This is a genomic window from Limosilactobacillus portuensis (genome assembly GCF_028607025.1).
In the GTDB taxonomy this organism is placed as follows: Bacteria; Bacillota; Bacilli; order Lactobacillales; family Lactobacillaceae; genus Limosilactobacillus; species Limosilactobacillus portuensis.
This window is the reverse complement of the sequence record NZ_CP117296.1, coordinates 444717-464305: the sequence shown is the minus strand read 5'-3', so window position 1 is coordinate 464305 and position 19589 is coordinate 444717. Positions and strand designations below refer to the sequence as shown.

Annotated in this window: 15 protein-coding genes; 3 read left to right on the top strand and 12 right to left on the bottom strand. The window is 37.4% G+C overall.

Annotated elements, in window-relative coordinates:
- Nucleotides 1-121: 121 nt before the first annotated feature.
- Entirely contained in the window at nucleotides 122-1012 is an 891-nt protein-coding gene (locus tag PRK60_RS02195) for an Rpn family recombination-promoting nuclease/putative transposase (protein ID WP_219721726.1), read from the top strand.
- A gap of 94 nt (nucleotides 1013-1106) precedes the next feature.
- Here PRK60_RS02195 and PRK60_RS02190 read toward each other — a convergent pair whose 3' ends face one another.
- The 6 genes from PRK60_RS02190 to PRK60_RS02165 form a co-directional block, all read right to left on the bottom strand.
- Nucleotides 1107-2225 (bottom strand): AI-2E family transporter, encoded by a 1119-nt coding sequence (locus tag PRK60_RS02190; protein ID WP_040530875.1) that lies wholly within the window; start codon nucleotides 2223-2225, stop codon nucleotides 1107-1109.
- A 238-nt stretch (nucleotides 2226-2463) separates the two neighbouring features.
- A complete protein-coding gene (locus PRK60_RS02185) occupies nucleotides 2464-4941 on the bottom strand; it encodes an LTA synthase family protein (RefSeq protein ID WP_273646222.1) in 2478 nt (825 codons plus the stop codon).
- A 12-nt stretch (nucleotides 4942-4953) separates the two neighbouring features.
- Nucleotides 4954-5388, bottom strand: coding sequence for a hypothetical protein (locus PRK60_RS02180; RefSeq protein ID WP_273646221.1), 435 nt, complete (start codon nucleotides 5386-5388; stop codon nucleotides 4954-4956).
- A gap of 410 nt (nucleotides 5389-5798) precedes the next feature.
- Nucleotides 5799-7148 carry a hypothetical protein gene (locus tag PRK60_RS02175; protein ID WP_102168424.1) on the bottom strand — a complete coding sequence of 450 codons (1350 nt, stop codon included), beginning with the start codon at nucleotides 7146-7148 and terminating at the stop codon, nucleotides 5799-5801.
- A gap of 493 nt (nucleotides 7149-7641) precedes the next feature.
- Nucleotides 7642-7959 (bottom strand): type II toxin-antitoxin system YafQ family toxin, encoded by a 318-nt coding sequence (locus PRK60_RS02170; protein ID WP_102168425.1) that lies wholly within the window; start codon nucleotides 7957-7959, stop codon nucleotides 7642-7644.
- A complete protein-coding gene (locus PRK60_RS02165) occupies nucleotides 7952-8272 on the bottom strand; it encodes a damage-inducible protein J (RefSeq protein ID WP_102168426.1) in 321 nt (106 codons plus the stop codon). The genes PRK60_RS02170 and PRK60_RS02165 overlap by 8 nt, the downstream gene beginning before the upstream one ends.
- Nucleotides 8273-8575: 303 nt before the next feature.
- Between PRK60_RS02165 and PRK60_RS02160 the strand changes: the two genes are divergently transcribed.
- Nucleotides 8576-9109, top strand: coding sequence for a hypothetical protein (locus PRK60_RS02160; protein WP_216972194.1), 534 nt, complete (start codon nucleotides 8576-8578; stop codon nucleotides 9107-9109).
- A gap of 139 nt (nucleotides 9110-9248) precedes the next feature.
- Here PRK60_RS02160 and PRK60_RS02155 read toward each other — a convergent pair whose 3' ends face one another.
- Together PRK60_RS02155 and PRK60_RS02150 are read right to left on the bottom strand one after the other, a co-directional pair.
- Nucleotides 9249-10439, bottom strand: coding sequence for a hypothetical protein (locus tag PRK60_RS02155; protein WP_178696059.1), 1191 nt, complete (start codon nucleotides 10437-10439; stop codon nucleotides 9249-9251).
- 111 nt (nucleotides 10440-10550) lie between these two features.
- Nucleotides 10551-12692, bottom strand: a complete 2142-nt coding sequence (locus PRK60_RS02150; protein WP_273646220.1) for an SEC10/PgrA surface exclusion domain-containing protein — start codon at nucleotides 12690-12692, stop codon at nucleotides 10551-10553.
- Nucleotides 12693-13030: 338 nt separating this feature from the next.
- Between PRK60_RS02150 and PRK60_RS02145 the strand changes: the two genes are divergently transcribed.
- Nucleotides 13031-14335 (top strand): LCP family protein, encoded by a 1305-nt coding sequence (locus PRK60_RS02145; protein WP_392391049.1) that lies wholly within the window; start codon nucleotides 13031-13033, stop codon nucleotides 14333-14335.
- 48 nt (nucleotides 14336-14383) lie between these two features.
- Here PRK60_RS02145 and PRK60_RS02140 read toward each other — a convergent pair whose 3' ends face one another.
- From PRK60_RS02140 to PRK60_RS02125, 4 genes are all read right to left on the bottom strand, one after another.
- On the bottom strand, nucleotides 14384-15355 hold the full coding sequence (locus tag PRK60_RS02140; protein ID WP_273646218.1) for an Lreu_0056 family protein: 972 nt from the start codon (nucleotides 15353-15355) through the stop codon (nucleotides 14384-14386).
- Nucleotides 15356-15488: 133 nt separating this feature from the next.
- Nucleotides 15489-15995, bottom strand: coding sequence for a hypothetical protein (locus PRK60_RS02135; RefSeq protein ID WP_102168432.1), 507 nt, complete (start codon nucleotides 15993-15995; stop codon nucleotides 15489-15491).
- 58 nt (nucleotides 15996-16053) lie between these two features.
- Complete coding sequence (locus tag PRK60_RS02130) at nucleotides 16054-17358, bottom strand: NlpC/P60 family protein (protein ID WP_273646217.1); 1305 nt, start codon at nucleotides 17356-17358, stop codon at nucleotides 16054-16056.
- Between the two features lie 215 nt (nucleotides 17359-17573).
- Nucleotides 17574-19586: a hypothetical protein gene (locus PRK60_RS02125; protein WP_273646216.1), complete on the bottom strand. Its 2013-nt coding sequence runs from the start codon at nucleotides 19584-19586 to the stop codon at nucleotides 17574-17576.
- Nucleotides 19587-19589 lie beyond the last annotated feature (3 nt).

The following is a 19589-nucleotide window of genomic DNA, read 5'->3' as shown; positions in this document are numbered from 1 at the left end:
TAACTAACTATATAGGATCATAAAGATTTTTGCAAGCTTAAATAAAAAATAGTTTAAATTACATTTTTAGCCGTTCTTTATATATAGGAGTCTTTCCGAATATAATTGATTGGAGTTTTTTATGTCTTACTCACCAGAAACAAATAGTTCAATAATTGCTAATATTATGGAGCGTTGGCAAAAGATGACAATTACTAGTGATCCAATGTTTGGGATGGTAATGGAGAATAAGAAAATTTGTCTTGAGCTAATTCGACGGGCACTGCCACGACTAAAAGTTAACGAAATCGTTCACCTTACTACTCAGAAAGATATCAATGTGTTTGCCAGTCGTAAGGTCCGTTATGACGTGTATGTTCGTGATGATCACGGTCGGATTATTGTTATCGAGATGCAAGTAGCTAATAAGGGAAACCTTCCCTTACGACTACGTTATTATCAAGAGCAAATCGATCATGGATTAATTCGTCCCGGTGATAACTACCGTACCTTAACCCGTCACCCCACTTACGTAATTATGTTTTGTGATTTTGACTATTTTGGTCGGGGATGGGCAAGTTATGCCTTTGAACACCGTTGCCTTCGTGACCTATCTCTAGAACTAGGTGATCGACGTAAAATAATTATTTTTAACGCGATGGCTAAAAAATTTACCACTGAAGAAAAACCAATTAAAAGTTTTCTTGACCTCATGCGTAAGCGGGTAGACAATAATGATAGATTTATCACCCAGATTCAAAATGAAATTACCAAGGTTAAGCAGGATCCAGAAAGGAGAGCTGGTTTTATGAAATTTGAACTCGATTTAATGGATGCTAAGAGAGAAGCTCATGAAAAAGGTTTGGAAGAAGGCCTAAAAGAGGGTCAATCAGTAGCTAATAATAAGGCAATTAAAGAATTTGTGATTAATTTCAAAGAACTTGGCCTTGATACCCAGGATATCAAGCAACGCTTAATGAGATCATTCAACTTAACTGCTGAACAGGCTACCCAAGCGGTACAGAACAAGTAATTCACATTCTTTAAAACCTAAAAATCCTGTAGGTGCATTATGAAGTGCCCTACAGGATTTTTTAGATCTATTAATAAAACATTACAAAAAGCTATTATTCTCCCTGTTCATCCTTCACCGGGTGCTCAATCCGATAAATATCAAACATATATTCAACGACAGTCTTAAGAACTGCATAGAATGGAATACAAAGAATCATCCCGGCAATTCCGGCAATGTGCCCCGCAGCAAGTAAGAGGACAATGATTGTTAGCGGATGAATCTTAAGGGTCTTACCGATAATATTTGGATAGATAATATTACCATCAACCTGTTGAACAATCAGAACAACGACAATTACCCAAATTAATTTATCCGGGGCCATTGTCAATGAAACAAATAGTGCTGGGGCAATCCCGATATATGGACCAACATAGGGGATGATGTTGCACAAACCAGCAACGATCCCCAGGACAAGTGCTAGTGGTTCGTGAATAATCAGATAACCAATCGAAGTAAAGACGCCGACGAAGAGACATTCAATCACTTGTCCGGCAATGTATGACGACAAGGTGTTGTTCATCTTACCAAGTAACTGGTTAACTTCCTTAGCATGATGTGGTGAAAGCCACTTTTGAATGGCAGGAACTAGTTTTGAGCCATCCTTTAACATGTAGAAAAGCATCACCGGAACCGTAATGGTAACAACGGTAATGTTAGTAACCATTCCAATAATATCGCCTACTCGTTCAGAAAGTCCTTTTAGAATCTTCTGCGCGTAAGCGGCCAATTGGTGATCAAATTGACGATAATATGCATTAAGATCCACATGTTTCAAGGGTGAATGTTTAATTGTATCGTTCATTAAGCTCTGTAGCCCGCTAACTGTTTGTGGTAAATGATTAACTAATTGGCTAATTTCCTTTACCACTGGCGGAATCAATGCAGAAATCCCCCAAACAATAATCAGAATTAGCAAGACGACAATCAATAAACTAGCTATACCACGATTTATGCGGAACTTGCCGATCTTAATTTTCACAATTAAGTTTAAGATTGGATTCAGCATGTAGTATAAGAATCCTGATAACAGTAATGGAACAAAAACTACTGATAGAAATGTCCAAAACGGTTTAAAGATAAACTGAATTTTGGTACAAACAAAGATTAATGTCGCAATTGTCAAAAAAACGATCGGCCAAAACAGCCAATGATAAAATTTTTCTCGATTCATTATCATAATCCTAACATTTACAAAATAAAAGGACACCTTGTAAAAGCAGGTGCCACAACATCCCCTCTACCATACACTAAGGAAGTTTGATTGTAAATGAGAAAAATAATTCATTCCTTTCTATTAGCAATCTTAACCTTGAAAGCAGTGCAAGCCAACAAGAGTATTCAAAAGTAACTACGACAAAGAGGGTGAGAAAAACGAAATGTTTTTCCCACCCTCTATCTGTAAGTATTGCCTACTTCATCGTTTTAACAACATAGTGCTTTCCTGCCGTGACATCGTACTGAACAAGACGGTAATCATGAAGTAGTGTTTTTTGCTTTTTCGTTAGTTGGTTTTCTTTAAGGATCTTTCCTTTTTGCGTAATAAAGCGACTATTACTATTGTAGGCATTCACATTACCGCTTGCCTGAACATCCTCGGTAATCACCGGCAGCTGTTCGTAGACTCGTGTCAGCAAGGCTTGATACCAGTTGACCTTGGAGTTGGTTTGCTTAGCTGCCATCGCAATAAAATCGTTGGGCGCAACGTAAGCTGTCTTCTGCTTATAGTTTCGCGCACCATGTTCTCGTGCATACCGATTAGAATAAATGAAATAATCTGTTTCATGAAGTTTGAGCCCATCCTTAGTCATCTCATTACCGTAGATTTCTGGTAAGTGATCCCCATAAAAGACAACCGTAATCGGCTTTTTAATTTGGTCAATTGCAGTAATGAATTGTTTCATCGCTTCATCAGTATGGTGGATCCCAGTAGCAAAATCATTTACCGACGACTTATCAGTACCGGCAGAAACCTTTGTCGCCTGATATTTACTAATTTCATTGTAAAAGTGCTGATTATATGGGAAGTGATTCTGCATTGTTACCAGATTAATGAACCGACCACCATGATAATTCGTTAACTGATCTAACACATTCTGGTAGGAAGTTTGATCAGAAAGGTATGGACTACGATCGATCTTTTTCTGATGACGAATTGGGTACTTACTTCCCAAATAGAGGAAGCGATCAATGCCAAACTTCCGGTAAACCTCGGTACGGTTATAAAAGGCCCCGTTATAGGGATGGATTGCGATTGCTGACTTAAATTGCTGAGCGATTGATGGATTGTTTTTCAAATTATTAACCAATTGGGTATATGGAGTTGGCAAAGTCGGTGAAAAATTAGTTAACGCGAATCCGGTCAATGCCATGTACTCCATGTTGGCTGTTCCACCACCATAGCCCGAACTGATCATTAAGCCACCAGTATTTTGTTTACTAAGCTTAGTAATGTATGGTACGGGATTGCTCTTCAAATGAACGCCAGGAACCCGTTGGGGATTAGCAAAGCTTTCACTCAAATTAAAAATAATCGTTTGCTTGCTAAACGAGTTTGTCCGCTGACGATTAATCTGTTGAGCATCCAAGTGGTACTTATGAACAATTGCTGTCATTGTCTGTTGAGAATATCCGGCTGGCTTGACCATTACCGTAACATCAATGTTGTTCATGAATTGAAGTAATGGGCCATTGATTCTTGCTCCACTTAACTGATTGTAAAACATCGGCTGATCATCAATTGAGGTCATCAAATTATTAAAGGGAGTATTTTGATGGTTCCACAAAAACGCTGTCGCAAATAAGCATGGTGCAAGAAGGACAAATAGCAACCGTTGTGTTATCCCCCCCACTGCGTTTCTTAGGGGATGAGTCTTTTCTAGCCAAACAGTTACTGCAATCAAAATCACTAAAGTTACCAGGGCAACTATCCAAACTACCCCGTCAACCATACCAAATAAGTTCTTAGCCACCCGTACCATCGCGAGATCTGCAGGAAGGATTGGTTCGTTTCGGGCAACGATCTTTTCATGATTAGCCACAACAAAGACCGCACTAACTGCAATAACACTAATCAGCCCGACCCAGTAGCGATTAGTCAAGGCCTGAATAAATTTAATGACAGCGAAGATCAAGAATGCAGTAAAAAGTAATAGTAGCTCCCGTTGACCAAAAGTGTAGGCAAAAATATTGTAAGTTGCGTCAACGTTGGGACTTACGGAAAAGCCGTCATTCATTAATAGCATCGAAAGAGCTGCGATTAAGTATGAAATAATTCCCAGAATAATGTTTGGCATCCAGGAATTAAGCCACTGTTTTATTAATTGAAGCTGTTCGTCAGCGGATTGACTAGTGAACCGATCAATTCGCTGAAGACGGTGCTTAGCAAAATTACCCATTGATAATCCACACCAAATGTAGGAACATGCTAAGGCAAAAAGGAGAAAAATAATTGTAATCATTCCCGCCTTCAAGCTGCCATAAGCGTTGTGAAGTTTCACGATGAGTTGGACGCTTGCCAGTAATGCCGTATTCTCAATTAACGTTAAGTAGGAATATAACGATCGCCAATTTGGCTGTTCTAAGTGATTCACCGTAATTTTGACAATTCCATAAGTAGCTAAAATGGTGAAAATATTAGTTGGCGTTGTAAAACGACTCGCCGTCTGTCCATCAATGCTCATGAATGGCATGATTCCTTGAAGGACAACTGTGATCAGTAATCCCAAGCCAGTAATAAGAAGCCATTTTCGATGATGACTTTCCTGCTTAACATTGGCGCCAAGGACAAATAGTAACGCATAAAATAGTGTTAAATGGTTACTCGTCCATCCCCAAATATTCGGTGTCCAAAAGAGCGAGACAATCATAAGGAGCCAAATACCAATCAAAGTCGGTCGTCGTCAAATGAATCGTTGATCATTAATTACTGCAGTCAGAATTAATCCTAGTAAACTTCCAAAGATCAGTGGATAAGTATTCCGCAATAACGGAAAAGCTGCATTAAAGAAGTCGGTATGAAAGACTGTGACCTTTGCCAGCTGGTTGGTGCTAAGTGCCACTAATACACTAGCCAGGACACCCAAGACTAAAGTATTCAGCCACGCCTTAATGATTGTTGACTCACGATGACTCTTTTGTGATAGGAAATACCCTAACAGTAAAATCAGAATGTCAGAGCCAAGCAATGTTAAGCCTTTTAAGACTCCATATGCACTGGTGTGGAGACTGGCATTACTGTAATTCGCTATATGTGGTCCAAGTTGCCAATATACCTGAGCAATTCCCACCCAGAGCATCAGCACAACCCAGAGTAGATTATTTTTTACTCGACGCATGATTTTCTCCCCTAATATAATATCTTTCCTATTTTAATATAGACGGTAGGAAGATACAAAAAAATAGTATACAAAAGGACTTCACTAGTTCGTTTTCGAACTCCCGTCGACGCGTAGCTAGTCTTTAGGAAGTACAAATAGAGATTCAGCGTTCGGATTTTCTGAGCACTGAATCCCATTTGTATACTGCGTCGTTTGTATTTTGCTTAAGTAATATAGCTTATGTAACAGCCTAAGCATTTTCATGGTTATAAATACTGACTAGAGTCACTGTTTTGTGGCCGCTGAGGTATTGGCACAACAGCAGTCGACTCTGAATGTGTTAAGACTTTGTGTTAAAAGCATGGTCAGAAACTATGGTCAAAAGCTGGTGTGACGGGAAATAACTGCGATAAGTACGATCCTAAAACCTACAATTCACTTTGAAATGGCTCTCCAGATTTTATAATGATGCTACTTGCAATTGCACGTATTAGGGGAACTTCCTTAGTTAAGGATTTATAGTGATGTTGAGGATTATAATTATTCTGATTATTATCCTTATTGTGAACTAGTGCATTTCTTATTGAATATATTCTTCGTGCTAAACACTTTATATTTTCATCTCTATTTTCATCAAATGAATTTATGTTAAAGCATATTTCTTTTTTATTATTAGAAACAAAAATTGGAACATCATTCTTGTAAGTATTCTCTGAATTCTCATCTAAAAGGCTCTTCAACATATCAATATCTAAGAAATGATCTAATACTATCTCTAATGAATTTAACTCATTCATATCACTACATCTTATTTTGTATATTTTCTTTGTCAATCTCATTACATCCTCTTTTTTATCGTAAGAAAAAAGTGGTGATGTAATTTCCGACTGCACTATTTTAAACAATCGGTTATCCGGAATTTCGTTGAAAAAATACTCAATAATTTGATAATAGTTAATAAAGGCAGTAAAGGGGTTATCAGTCCAACTACCTGCTGAATAAAGATCCGTTAGGTGTTTAGGATAACATAATTTAGGTGTTTTTACAATTTTTCTTGAATAATGATGAAAAACCCTGGATTGCCCATTTACATAGTCACTTAAATTATCCACAATTCTAAAATTACAGCCTTTATAGTTCACTAAATTCATATTAAACACTAGTGAATTAACATATTCTTTGTAAAATTTAGCATCTTTTAAGTTATCATCTTTAATTTTAACTACAAAAAAATTTCCTCTCGGACTTGTTATGGTAGATAGAGCTTCTCTCCTCAATTTATTTTCATTAGACATTGAACTCTGATTACTAATTTTGTAGTGTTCTCTATATGGAAATGGTCTAAACCTTCTCAAAATTAGCTGAATCCCATGTTTATCTTTTTCTTTTAAAAGCAATCGAATACTTGCTCCTACAGAGATAGGAGAAATTTTATAGTTCAGCTTATTCTTCGAATCATGTATATACTCTGAATCCTTCACATGACGTACCATCAGTCTAAAATTAGGTTCAATATAAATGGGTACCTCTATTAATCCTTTATCTTTGTTCAGAAAAATTTTATTATCAAGTACCACTGACTCTGCACTTTCTTTTATATAATCTAATAATTCACTCTTACTTAAAGTTATATTAGTAGTTGAAGCTTCAATTTTTGCTCCTTCTTTATTCTCTAGTTTTAAATTAAGTTCTACACAATGATCATCATCTTTTTTTGAATAAATCTTTAAACCACTCCATAACTCCTTAAAAATTATATCAATAAATTTATCGTCCATAATTATCACCCCTTATTAGATCTTGCACCTATATGATAGTTTATAATCTTTTGCTCTCCACATGGAAGCCTTTAACATATTTTAACACGCGACTAACTCTGCCTCATCAACAATCTCACCACTTCAGCCACTCAAAAACCGTCTACCAACATCCGCCCGTGTTAACAAAGTGTTTAAGCAGCGCCATTTAAGCAACGAAAAAAGCTTGTAACACCAACGGTAATCGCTGATATTACAGGCTTATGTGTTCTTTGTAGTGCTCATTAAAGTCGCTTTTTAGGGTAGATCACCCCTTGATGTAAAGGGATTTCACCTTAAATGTGTTAAGATTTTGTGTTAAAAGCATAGTCAGAAACTTTGTTCAAATAGCGTCGTTATGGAATTCTTGCAGAACAACTATACTCAACTATCTGAGTTGCCAGCTTAATATTTACTATTCACAGCTATATATCTTACTATTTACTCTTCTTTAATATGTAATAAGAAGTATTCATTACTGTCTTGGATGAAAAAGTTCGTTATGGCTTCCAAGACACATAAAGCGGAATACTTTTCGCTTATTAATTTCTGTATAGATAATTAACAAATCAACTTTACCATCGAATAAATGGGAATCCATATTACCAGTATAGGGTAAAGTTGGATCAATAAGTTCATGTGGATCATATTCTGCTGGGATTTCACCATATTCTAAGATATAGTCAATGGTGCCCTGAAGCTCAACTTGAAGATTATCCGCTTTCTTTCGCCAATTATTCACATCAATCTTGAACTGACGATCGAATCTGACCTTCCAGTTATTACTAGTCATGGAAAAGCTCCTTCATTGCATCATCAGTATTATCAAAAGTTTCAGCAGTGTTAGGAAGAAGGCCTTCTTCTTCTGCAAAGGCTCGTACAATTGCTTTTCTAGTCTTTTCGTTAAAAGTAACGTGTTCTACTTTAGACGCAGTTTTAATTTCAAATGGAACCTTACCTTGAATGACAAATTGTTTAGCAGCCAGAGTGAAGTAACTATTAAGAGTCATATTAATGCTATCTAGCCCTTTGACTAATTCTTTACGGAGTTCTGGATCTAAACGAACCGTTGAACCGATTTTTTCTTTAGATGTTGATGCAGTCATATCAAGCTATCCTTTTAAGTATCATTATGATATTCATGTGATACTACAAATCAGAATAGATAGGCTAAGAATAGCATCATAAATAAAAAGAGAATGCGTTTTAGACCTTAAATCAACAAAAGTCCAAGTAATATTAATTAACTCTCCTTTATTACTCTTTTATTGCATTTTGTTACATAAGTTGCAAAATCAATCATTTTAATTGCTAAATATTTACATTAATATTTCAACTATGTTACAATATAGATATTGAAAGGAAACAACAACGTTAAAATTAACGTTGCCGGAGGGAGTGCTATTACTATGAAGATGAGTAAAAAGGTTTTAAATAGTTCACTTGTTATTTTACTTGCACTAGGTCTAGGCGGTTGTGCTGTAGGTAGTTCTACAACCACATCACATAAGACCCACGAAGCATCAAGCTCACAAGTAGTTAAACAAAGCCATAAGAAGAGTGAAAAGTCAGCTTCAACCAGTGCTAAGGCTGCGGCTGCTACCAACAACTCAGCAAGTACAAACATTGCATCTTCAAGTAGTAGCACAAGCTCCGCTAAGAACGTAACTACCACTGCGTCTACAAATACAACTAACAATAATGCTAGCCAGCAAGTTACTGCTCCAGCTAAAGTTGCTAGTTCATCAAGCAGCGTTAAGGAACAAAAATCAGTTCAACTTGGCTTAGGTGATGTTGCAACTTGGACTGACTCTGAAGGGGTTACCCACAATGTTGATAGCGATGGAATGGATCGTTACACTACCAAGGGAAGCTCCCAAGTTCAATACAAGGACTGGTCAGGGGCATTACCAAGTGGAGTTACGGTAAGTCATAACGAATAATTAAAATAGTAGAAATAGCATTCTTTCACAAAAAGAGGAGTCAACGATTAGCGTTGATTCCTCTTTTTATATTCTAATCATCAATTTCTTGTAAAACAAAAAGGCTGCCAATCCAGACAACCTTCTAGATTATATTTAATTATAGGCAATGACCATTGACATCAAAGTAATATTCTCTATATTCGCCATTCCATGGAGCATAGTGCCACCCATTAGCTACCATATCATTACCATCAAAGTAATACCAAGCGCCATTGATCCACACCCATTCATTATTAGCTTGTGTACCGTCTGCCTTGGAGTATGTCCATGTGGGATATTGATTATTACCGTTGCTTGTTGAATGCCAGCTATTGGTTACATAATGACCATTGGCATCAAAATAGTATGAGTGATACTGTCCATTCCATGGAGCATAATGCCAACCATTTGCTGCCATGTCATTACCATCAAAGTAGTACCAAGCGCCATTAATCCACAGCCATTCATCGTTGGCTTGTGTACCGTCTGCCTTGGAGTATGTCCATGTAGGGTACTGGTTCTTACCATTACTGGTTGAGTGCCAACAATTTGTTACATAGTGACCATTGGCGTCAAAATAATATGAGTGATATTGACCATACCATGGGGCATAATGCCAACCATTTGCTGCCATTGTATTTCCATCAAAGTAGTACCAGGAACCATTAATCCACAACCACTCGTTATTAGCTTGTGTGCCATCCGCCTTAGAATATGACCAGTCATATCTCGGGTATGCATTCTTTCCATTATCATATGAATGCCAACTATTTGTTGCATAGTGACCATTGGCATCGAAATAATACGAATGTCCTTGACCATACCATGGAGCATAGCACCAACCACGATTAGCCATTGTATCGCCATCAAAGTAGTACCAGGAACCATTTATCAATAACCATTCATTACTAGCTCGCGTACCATCAGCCTTACGATAAGTCCAATCATAGGTACCATCATAATTCCGACTTGATTGCCAACCAGTTGAATAACCAGAGTACCAATCTGCTCGTGCTTGACTGGTAGTAGCTGTGGCAGGCTGAGCACTGGTGATAGTTTGTTGTTCACTTGCAACATTACCACCTTGTGCACTAGTATCAGCAGAAGCACTCGTAACTGCTGCATCACTATTACTTACTTGAGTTGATACAGCACTACTATCTGTATTTACATTATTAGCAGTAGCAACAGTTGCACTATTCATATTGCTACTATTTGTACTTACATTAGTATCAGCACTAACACTTGTAATTCCAAGCGCTAATCCTGCTAAAACAGTGGTTGAAACCAACCATAATTTCTTTTTCAAGATTATTCCTCCCCAAAAGTAACAAAATACGGTTTCATTTTAGCACTTAATTATTTAGCTAACAAGCTAACATAAAAAGGGCTGACTCAACGCCAACCTTTCTTAATCAACTTATTCAGTTAACCATGCATTTTGCTCATCAAAATGGTAAAGCTTACTTTGTCCGTTATTGGTTAAGTAAACATCCCCCGTATCTGCTTCTCCATTGTTCTTAAAGTGGTAGTAGTGACCATTAATCTTTTGCCAGCCGATTAATGCTGAGCCGCTAGCATCAAAGTAATACCATTTCCCATTAACTTTTTGCCAACCAGTAGTCATTGCTCCAAACAAACCGTTATGTTGAGTGGTTAAGAAATATACATTTCCGTTAACCGTTTGTAATCCACTCTCCATTTGGCCAGTCGTGGGGTTCATATAGAACCAATGATTACCAATAAACTGCCAGCCACTATTCTGCCAAGTATTTACTGGATCGAAGTAATACCAATTATTATCAATCAACTGAAATCCACGTACTGCCCAGGCATTAACAGTATCAAAGTAATAACTATGCCCATTAACCTTTTGCCAACCTGTCAATGCTTTACCATCATTACCAAAGTAGTACCAGCCTGCACCAGACTGGAACCAACCCCTTGCTGCGGCTCCGTTATTATAGAAGAAATACCAGTTATTATTAATATTCCACCAGCCGGTCCGCATAGCTCCATAACTGCCATCATGTTGCGTATTTAAGAAGTACAAACTATTTCCGACCGTTTGTAATCCTGTCATCATTTGACCATAACTAGGGTTAAAGTAGAACCAATTATTATCAATCCACTGCCAATTCGTATCCATCCAAGCATTGTTTAAATCAAAGTAATACCAATTACCGCTCAAATTTTGCCAATTGGTTAACGCCCATGCATTATCTAAATCGAAGTAATACTTATGGTTTCCAATCCATTGCCAATTTGTTTCAACAACTCCCTGACCAGTGAAGTAATACCAGTGACCATTAATAAATTGCCAGCCAGTCAAGGCAACACCATTATTTTGGAAGTAATACCAATTACTATTTATCCTTTGCCAACCAGTTACCATCGCACCACTATTGTTTAAGTAGTACACATTATTATTAATATTTTTCAAACCAGTTTGCATATTACCAGTAGCTGGATCTAAGTAATACCAATTACCATTGATCCACTTCCACCCTAATTCTAGTAATCCAGCCTGATCAAAATGTCGCCACTTATTATCAACTAAATGCCAACCAGGAGTATTATATTCTTCAGCCGTGCTAGAATTATTATCTCCTTCAGCCCAAATAAAGTGCATATCAATATTTAACAAATTAAAATTAAATTTCGAACCATCACTATATGTTCCTGTACCAACGGACTTAGTAATTGAAGGATAGATTCCAAGCGTATTAATACTTTGTGGGTTAGTCAAAAAGTTTTGTGCATGACCGAAAATATCTGAAGCATCATTAAAAAGCATTCCCATTACACCATAGTAGATTAATGCCCGTAAATCATCCATTGTGGTTATGCTAAATACAGGAACAGCATTATTGTTAATAAATTCATCCCCCTTAGCCGTTGCAAAAGGACGAACGGTTAACCCATTTATATTGTCATTATAAATCTGTTGGGCAGCAATATTTTCACTATGATTGTTAAGAATTTCCGGATCATGCCAATGACCATTCATCAATGATTCGTTCTTATTTTGATATTCCAACGCCATTGACCGAACCTGATCTATCGTTTCGTCATTTAATCGAAAAGGCTCCAAGCCAAACTCACTTCTAATTTGATTTACTAATCCTACCCCATACTGATTCATTTGAATCGTTTGTTCAGGACTAATGTTATTAACATTTACATATTCTTTGGCAGCAGTACTATTTGATTGGTAGTTATTCATACTCATCCCACTAATTGTTGTCTGCTGAAAATTATTTGCTTCAGTAGAATTAGAAATACCCCTTAATTTATTAAGAGTATATCCTTGCGGGAAGTTTACGTACTGGGCTTCTTGTGTATTTAAATTTGCCGAATAGAGTGCTGTCGTTGTTGCTGAGGCTTGTTGTTGAACAACATTACTGATAGTAGGTTGATTGTTATTTATATTACCAGAATCAACACTTGTCGCTGTATCTCCTGGTTGTGTATCAGCGAGAACATTATTTTCAGCAATTCCGATCCCTATTGCGGTGGTCAGTGCTGCAACTGTCGTTATTTTCACAAGATTTTTATTCATCAATCTTCCCCCATAGTTTATCGAAATAATCTTATATCATAATTCTACACTAAATGGCATTATAGAACGAAATGTTTACAGAATTGTTAAGCTAATATTAGCAAATTGAAATGACCCTTACATTTATAGTATATTAATAAGGTTAAAAACTTTTGATTGAGGTACAAAATATGAATGACAATCACGAGACACGTGAAGAATATCGAAAAAAGATGGAACAACGGATCCATGATAAGGTAGCTCAGGATCAGAAGCAAAATCATGAATCCAAAATGTCAAAATTTAAGTTACCAAAATTTAAGTCTTCAAATAATAACCCACGGAGAACTTCATCAAATATGAATCCAAATACACCAGAAGTTCATCACTACCGAACTCCTCGCTGGGTTAAAAATATTATTTGGGCACTAGTTATTTTGGTATTACTCGGTGGTGGCTACGAATACCATAAGATTAATTCGGTTGCTAATAATATTTTTGGCAGTGGCGATGGTAAAATCAGCAAAAAGCTCCAAAAAGGTGAGCCTGTTTCTGTCCTAGCAATGGGAACTGATGTCGGTGCCTTGGATCGTGGAAATACTGGTGGAAATACTGACTCGCTTGAATTGTTTACAATTAACCCTAAAACAAAGAAAATAACTATGACCAGTATTCCTCGTGATACGCTAGTTCGTGTTCCGACTAAAGAAGGTCCTACATACGTAAAGATTAATGCGGCATATTCAATCGGTGGTCCCAAAAAGACCGTTAAAGCTGTTTCTGAGTTATTAGATGTCCCGATTGATTACTATGCTGTAATTAACATGGGGGTTTTAAAAAAAGTTGTTAATACGGTTGGTGGTGTGACTGTAGACAATCCTTTTGCGTTTACCTATGAAGGACACCACTTCAAGAAAGGGAAGCAACACCTTGATGGTGAATTAGCTCTTAAATATTCCCGAATGCGTTATAGTGATCCAAATAATGATTATGGACGGCAAAAACGTCAACAACAAATTATCGAAAGTGTTATTCAGAAATTTAAGAAATCCGGCTCTATTGGAACTGCAAATAATATTCTTGATGCAGTTAAAGATGGCGTAAAAACTAATATCCCAGTTGACGATATTGCAACACTATACGGTAATTACCATGCTGCTATGGATAACGTTACAACTTATCATTTCCAAGGACAAGATGCCACAATCGATGGTGTTTCCTTCCAAATTGCTAGTCCAAAAGAAATTAATCGTATTTCTAAACTCATTCGTAAACAACTAGGTCTTAAACCTAAGAAAGTTGTTAACCACGAAACGAGAATGTACAAATCTCAGCCATTCTATAATGGTGTAACCAATACAGACTTTGTCTTACCGGGCGGTGCTAGTTACAACGATCCAGGTAGTGGTAACGGGAGTGATTATGTTATTGGTGGTAAAACATCATCGCAAAAACATACTTCCACCTATTCTAATAGTGCGAGAACCTATGGAGAAATAAGGAGCTCGCAAGTTACTACTCAAGTTCCCCAAACGGAAAGAAGAACCCAGTCAACTATTCGTAACGAATACCAAACAACTCGAACTCCTGCTGCAACTACAGGTCATGTATCTGAAAATACTACAGCCCACACAGTTCAAAGATCAGTCACAACTCACGAATAATAAAAGAAGTCATCCAGAATTTGCTATGATTCTGGATGACTTCTTTTATTAATTATTGTTATAATCTGATTCTGGTTTTAACTTATTAGCGTAACCATTAACTTCATCTTTCTGTGATTGATTAGTGTAGTAATCACGAATTAATCCCGACACCGTAACGTGTTTTGTTGTAGTCGAAGCTTCTGCTACTGATTGTCCCTCTTTTGGATCAACATATTTAATTGTTACATTGTTGCCATTCCGTTTAAAATACAGCCAGCTAGTTGGATCACCATTAGCGGTAACGTAACTAAAACCATTTGAGTTACTTCCATACCACATCATTCCATCACTTATTCCATCCTTAAACCAATCTGGTTCTTGATATAAAGCAACAAGAGTTCCCAGTTGCTGAGTTGATAAATTATGTGAATTATTTGCTGATGTAGATTGATTCCGCAGGTCTTGAACCTTAGTATTGTTAGCAACATTCATAATCCGCTTAACTGCATGATGCTGCTTAGCATAAGCAACCATCTCAGCTTTAGTTACCCCATCGGGAGATATTCCCGCATCACTATCAGAGATGTAAGTCTTATTCCCAGCTATTGTGTAGTAAGTACTATCTATTCCATGTTCACTATCCTTTTGATTAAGTTTCACATAGTATAAAAGATCTGCACCATCAGGATAATCCTTATAAAGCGGTCCCTCTCCCTTAGAAACGCTATCCTTATTATAAATTTTTACAACCGCTCCTTGACCAGATACGTCCATATCCTTAGAGTAATCATTTTGATCAGCCCCTGGCATATGCTCACCAGTATAATAAAGAACTAGTGCAGCATTTTGAGCTGGCGTTAGCTGATTAGGATCGAGCGTTGAATTACTAGAAGTATTCAAGGGAGTACTATTAGCTGCCTTTTTAGCAACTTTTGTATTGTTCGAACTAGAAGATGAATTACTATTATGTGGATTACCACATGCTGCTAAAGTTACAGCAAGTAGCGACGTAACAATTACTAAACCTATTTTTCTCATTAAAAACCCTCCAAAATTAGTCTTTAACACTGTAATTATAAAGCAATTCAGCCTATCCGCAATATCTTTCAGTCCAAAATAAAAAATCCATAATCTACGTCACAGTAGACTATGGATTATATATTATATTCAATTATTTTCCAGTAACAGAAGTAGCCGTAACATGGAATGAATGACCGTTACCACTAACAGTCCAATCGTTAATTCCATTTTGAACAGCCGTATAACCATCAACCTCATCAATTGAAGGTAATCCAGTAGCTGGCTTACCTGAGATACCAGCATTGTTTAACTGATTACCAATATGTTCTTTAACAATATTTTTGGCATCTTGTGCTGTCATTTGTTCACGAGTGCTTTGCTCTGATGTCGAAGTAGCAGTAGTAGACTTACTACTAGAAGTAACATTACTGGATGAACTACTTGTTACTGCAGAACTAGATACTGACTTTTCACTTGTCTTCTTACTTTGATTAGTAGAAGTAGCCGCGGTCTTACCAGAAGTTTTTGCACTTTTTACAACCTTACTTGAAGATGCATCATTACTTGAATTATCTTTAGTAGAACTACTTGAATTACCACAGCCTGCTAAAGTAATCATTAATGCACCGGCAGCAACAGTTGCCATAAGTTTTTTCATATAATAATGCTCCTTCTTTATTAATTGTTTCATCTATTATCTTATATTCTAAGACTAATTACAACACAACGTAGTAACTTGCTGAGTAGTACTTAGTGTAACCAACTTTAATTACGTCACCAGGTTCTGGAGCATGGACATATGCACCATTACCAAGAGAAATAGCTACGTGGTATGGTGCGCTATCACTACCATAAAATAGCAACGCACCCTTAGGAGCATTAGCAACGTCATAATGGTGAGTACCTAATGCTTGTTGTTGGTAAGTTGTTCGATAGTTAGAACCTAAGCCATATGCCCATTGAACTAACCCAGAGCAATCAAAACCAGTAGATGGATTATTACCACCCCATACATAAGCACGACCACGCATTGACATTGCCTTGTTTACGGCTTCACTATGATCATCCAACCAAGCACCATTGGATCCAAAATTATATGTCTTACCATCAATCGTTTGGGTACCAGTAAGCATATTAGCATTGGTGGTATCGAAGTAGTACCAAACATTGTTAATCTTTTGCCAACCAGTTAAAGCCCAGGCGTTAGTAGTATCAAAGTAGTACCAGAAACCAGCGTTAGACTTATACCAACCGGTGTTAGCCCAGGCATTACTTTCATCAAAGTGGTACCAAACATTGTTAATCTTTTGCCAACCAGTTAAAGCATTAGCGTTGGTATCATCGAAGTAGTACCAGTTATTGTTAATCTTCTGCCAACCCTTTTCAGCCCAGGCATTTGATTGATCGAAGTAATACCAGAAACCGGCATTTGACTGATACCAACCAGTACTTGCATTAGCATTGGTTTCGTCAAAGTGATACCAGTTATTGTTAATCTTTTGCCAACCAGTTTCTGCTTGAGCAGTTTCGTTATTGAAGTAATACCAGAAGCCAGCTTGTGATTGGTACCAACCAGTTTGGGCATTTCCTTCATTGCCAAAGTAATACCAGTTGTTGTTTACTTGTTCCCATTCATTGGTAACCTTAGCATTATTATTGTAGTAATAAGTATTACCGTTTTCTTTAACTAAACCGTTTTGGGCTACTGAAGTTGTTTGACTAGCTTGACTAGCAACATTAGTGGAAAAGTTGTTAATCGTTGCTGGCTGTGCTGAAACGACATTATTACTTGCACTAGCAGTACTACTATTGGTACTTGCATAACTAGCTGCCACAGTTGCACTTTCAACAGTTTGTTGTGATTGAGCAACTTGAGTAGTCGAAGTTGCATTGTCTTGAGCAACTACATCAGCTTGAGCGTCAGTAGCCATTGTTATACCAAAAGCTAATGAAGCAATAGTGATTCCTATAGTTAACCATTGCTTACCACTCTTATATAACTTGTAATGTTTCTTACTCATAAACTAAAATACAACTCCCTTTAATTCGTTCATCAATAATTTCAACGATTACTACTATACAATAAATTTTTCTTAAAAAGTTGAATGTCGTCAGTTTGTTAACGAATGTTGCCGTCTTGTAATATTAGTGAAATTTTTTGTTACAAAAAACGTTTTGACCCTCATCGAGTCAAAACGCTTTTATCGACAAATTATTAATTTAAAATTTTAGTAGCCTATCTCAAATGTCCATTGGCATAGAAATAGTAATCTTTATATACGTCATTCCATAAAAGTGTATGCCAGCCTGTCAGCATGGCACCATGCTTGGGATAACCAGTATTAAAGTAATACCAGTTGCCGCCTAACCATTGCCAACCAGTAGCAGCAGCGTAACTACCTGATTGGAAGTAGTACCAAGTACCATCTTGACTCATTTGCCAACCAGTAACTGGGTGACCTGTTGCATCAAGGTAATATAACTCATTGTTATCACGATTGGTTGTCCAGCCAGTTGACATCCAAGTATTTTCTTGGTTAAAGAAGTACCAGTAACCACGGTACCATTTCCAACCGGTATAAGCATTAGCATTGTTAGCATCGAACCAGTACCAGTGACTATTTAACCATTGCCAGCCAGTTAATGCCCAGGCATTGTTGTAATCAAAGAAGTACCAGTAGCCAGCCGGTGATTGATACCAGCCTGTTTGAGCATTAGCATTGACTGGATCAAAGTAGTACCAACGATTATTAAGTCGTTGCCAACCAGTAAGGGCCCAGGCATTACTGTAATCGAAGAAATACCAGAAACCAGCTCCAGATTTAAACCAACCTGTTTGCGCCCAGGCGTTAACCGGATCAAAGTAGTACCAATGATCGTTAATCTTTTGCCAACTAGTTAAGGCGTATCCTTCATCAGTATCGAAATAATACCAGTGATTATTAAGCAATTGCCAGCCAAGATATGCACTTCCATCGCCTTTAAAGCCATACCATTTGCCATCAACCTTTTGCCAGCCGGTCTTCATTGCACCATAAGAACCATCATGATTAATATTAAGGTAATAAATATTCCCATCAATCTTTTGAATTCCAGTAACCATGGAACCATCACTTGGTGTGAAGTAGAACCAGTTGCCACCTAATTGCTGCCAACCTTGTAGAGCTTTACCATCTTTTCCATAGTAGTACCAAACAGTTTCAGTAGTACCATCTTCTTGCTTAACTTCTTTAGTTCCCCAACTATTAGGAGTTCCTGTTGGTAAAAACGGATTGGTGTTCAAGTAAGCCAGTTGAGCTGTTAAATAACCATTAATTGTGTTTTTCATTGAAGCAAGAGTATTCGCTTTTTCTTTTTCAATCGCAGCAAGCTTTGCCCGATTTTCTTTTTGTAATTTTTGTAAAGCGTCTCGATTACTTTGTTCAAGCTTATTCAGGAAGCCACTTTGAGCAAGCGAACCGATAAACAAAGTCTTGGCAGTTGCCAATGCACTTTCTTGAGTTTTCTTAGCTTCTGTTAACTTATTTTGAGCATCTTCGTTTTCCTTTTGTGCCTTTTCATATGCACTCTTGGCTTCAGCACTCTTCTTTTCTGCTTCCGCAACTGCGGCTTCAGCATTTGATTTATCATCACTTGAAGCTGATTCAGCGACCTTCTTAGCAGCATCTAGGTCAGAAGCAGCATTATCACTAGCTACCTTAGCAGCTGATGCAGCTGTTGAAGCTTGGGCAGCCGAATCACTTGCTTGAGCGTATGCGGCATTAGCACTTGAAGTAGCATCACTATATGCTTTGTATTCTGCTGGGGCAGCTGATTCGATCCCAGGAATTTTTGTTGGATCAGTATTTACAGCACTAGAAGCAATTGCATAGGCTGAGGAATTAGCATCAGATAATTCTTTTTCAGCTGCTGAATTTGCTTTAACTTGAGCTGCACTCTTAGCAGCATATTCAGAATCAATTGCAGAAGACTCACTAGCAATTGCTGAACTAGCGGCAGACTTAGCGGCACTAGCAGTACGTGTAGCACTAATTGCTGAACTTGCAGCAGCATAACTATTAGCTGCTGGAGTTGCGGCTAAACTAGCAGAAGTATTAGCCTTAGCTGCATAGCTTGAGATTGTATTTTCGGTAGCAATGTTATCAGCACTTACTTTAGTGTTAGATGATAATAATCCAAGTGTCAAAGCAGCACCGGCAACTAAAATCGTATTTCTCAATTTATGAGAATGAAGACTCTTGTTAGTCATTGA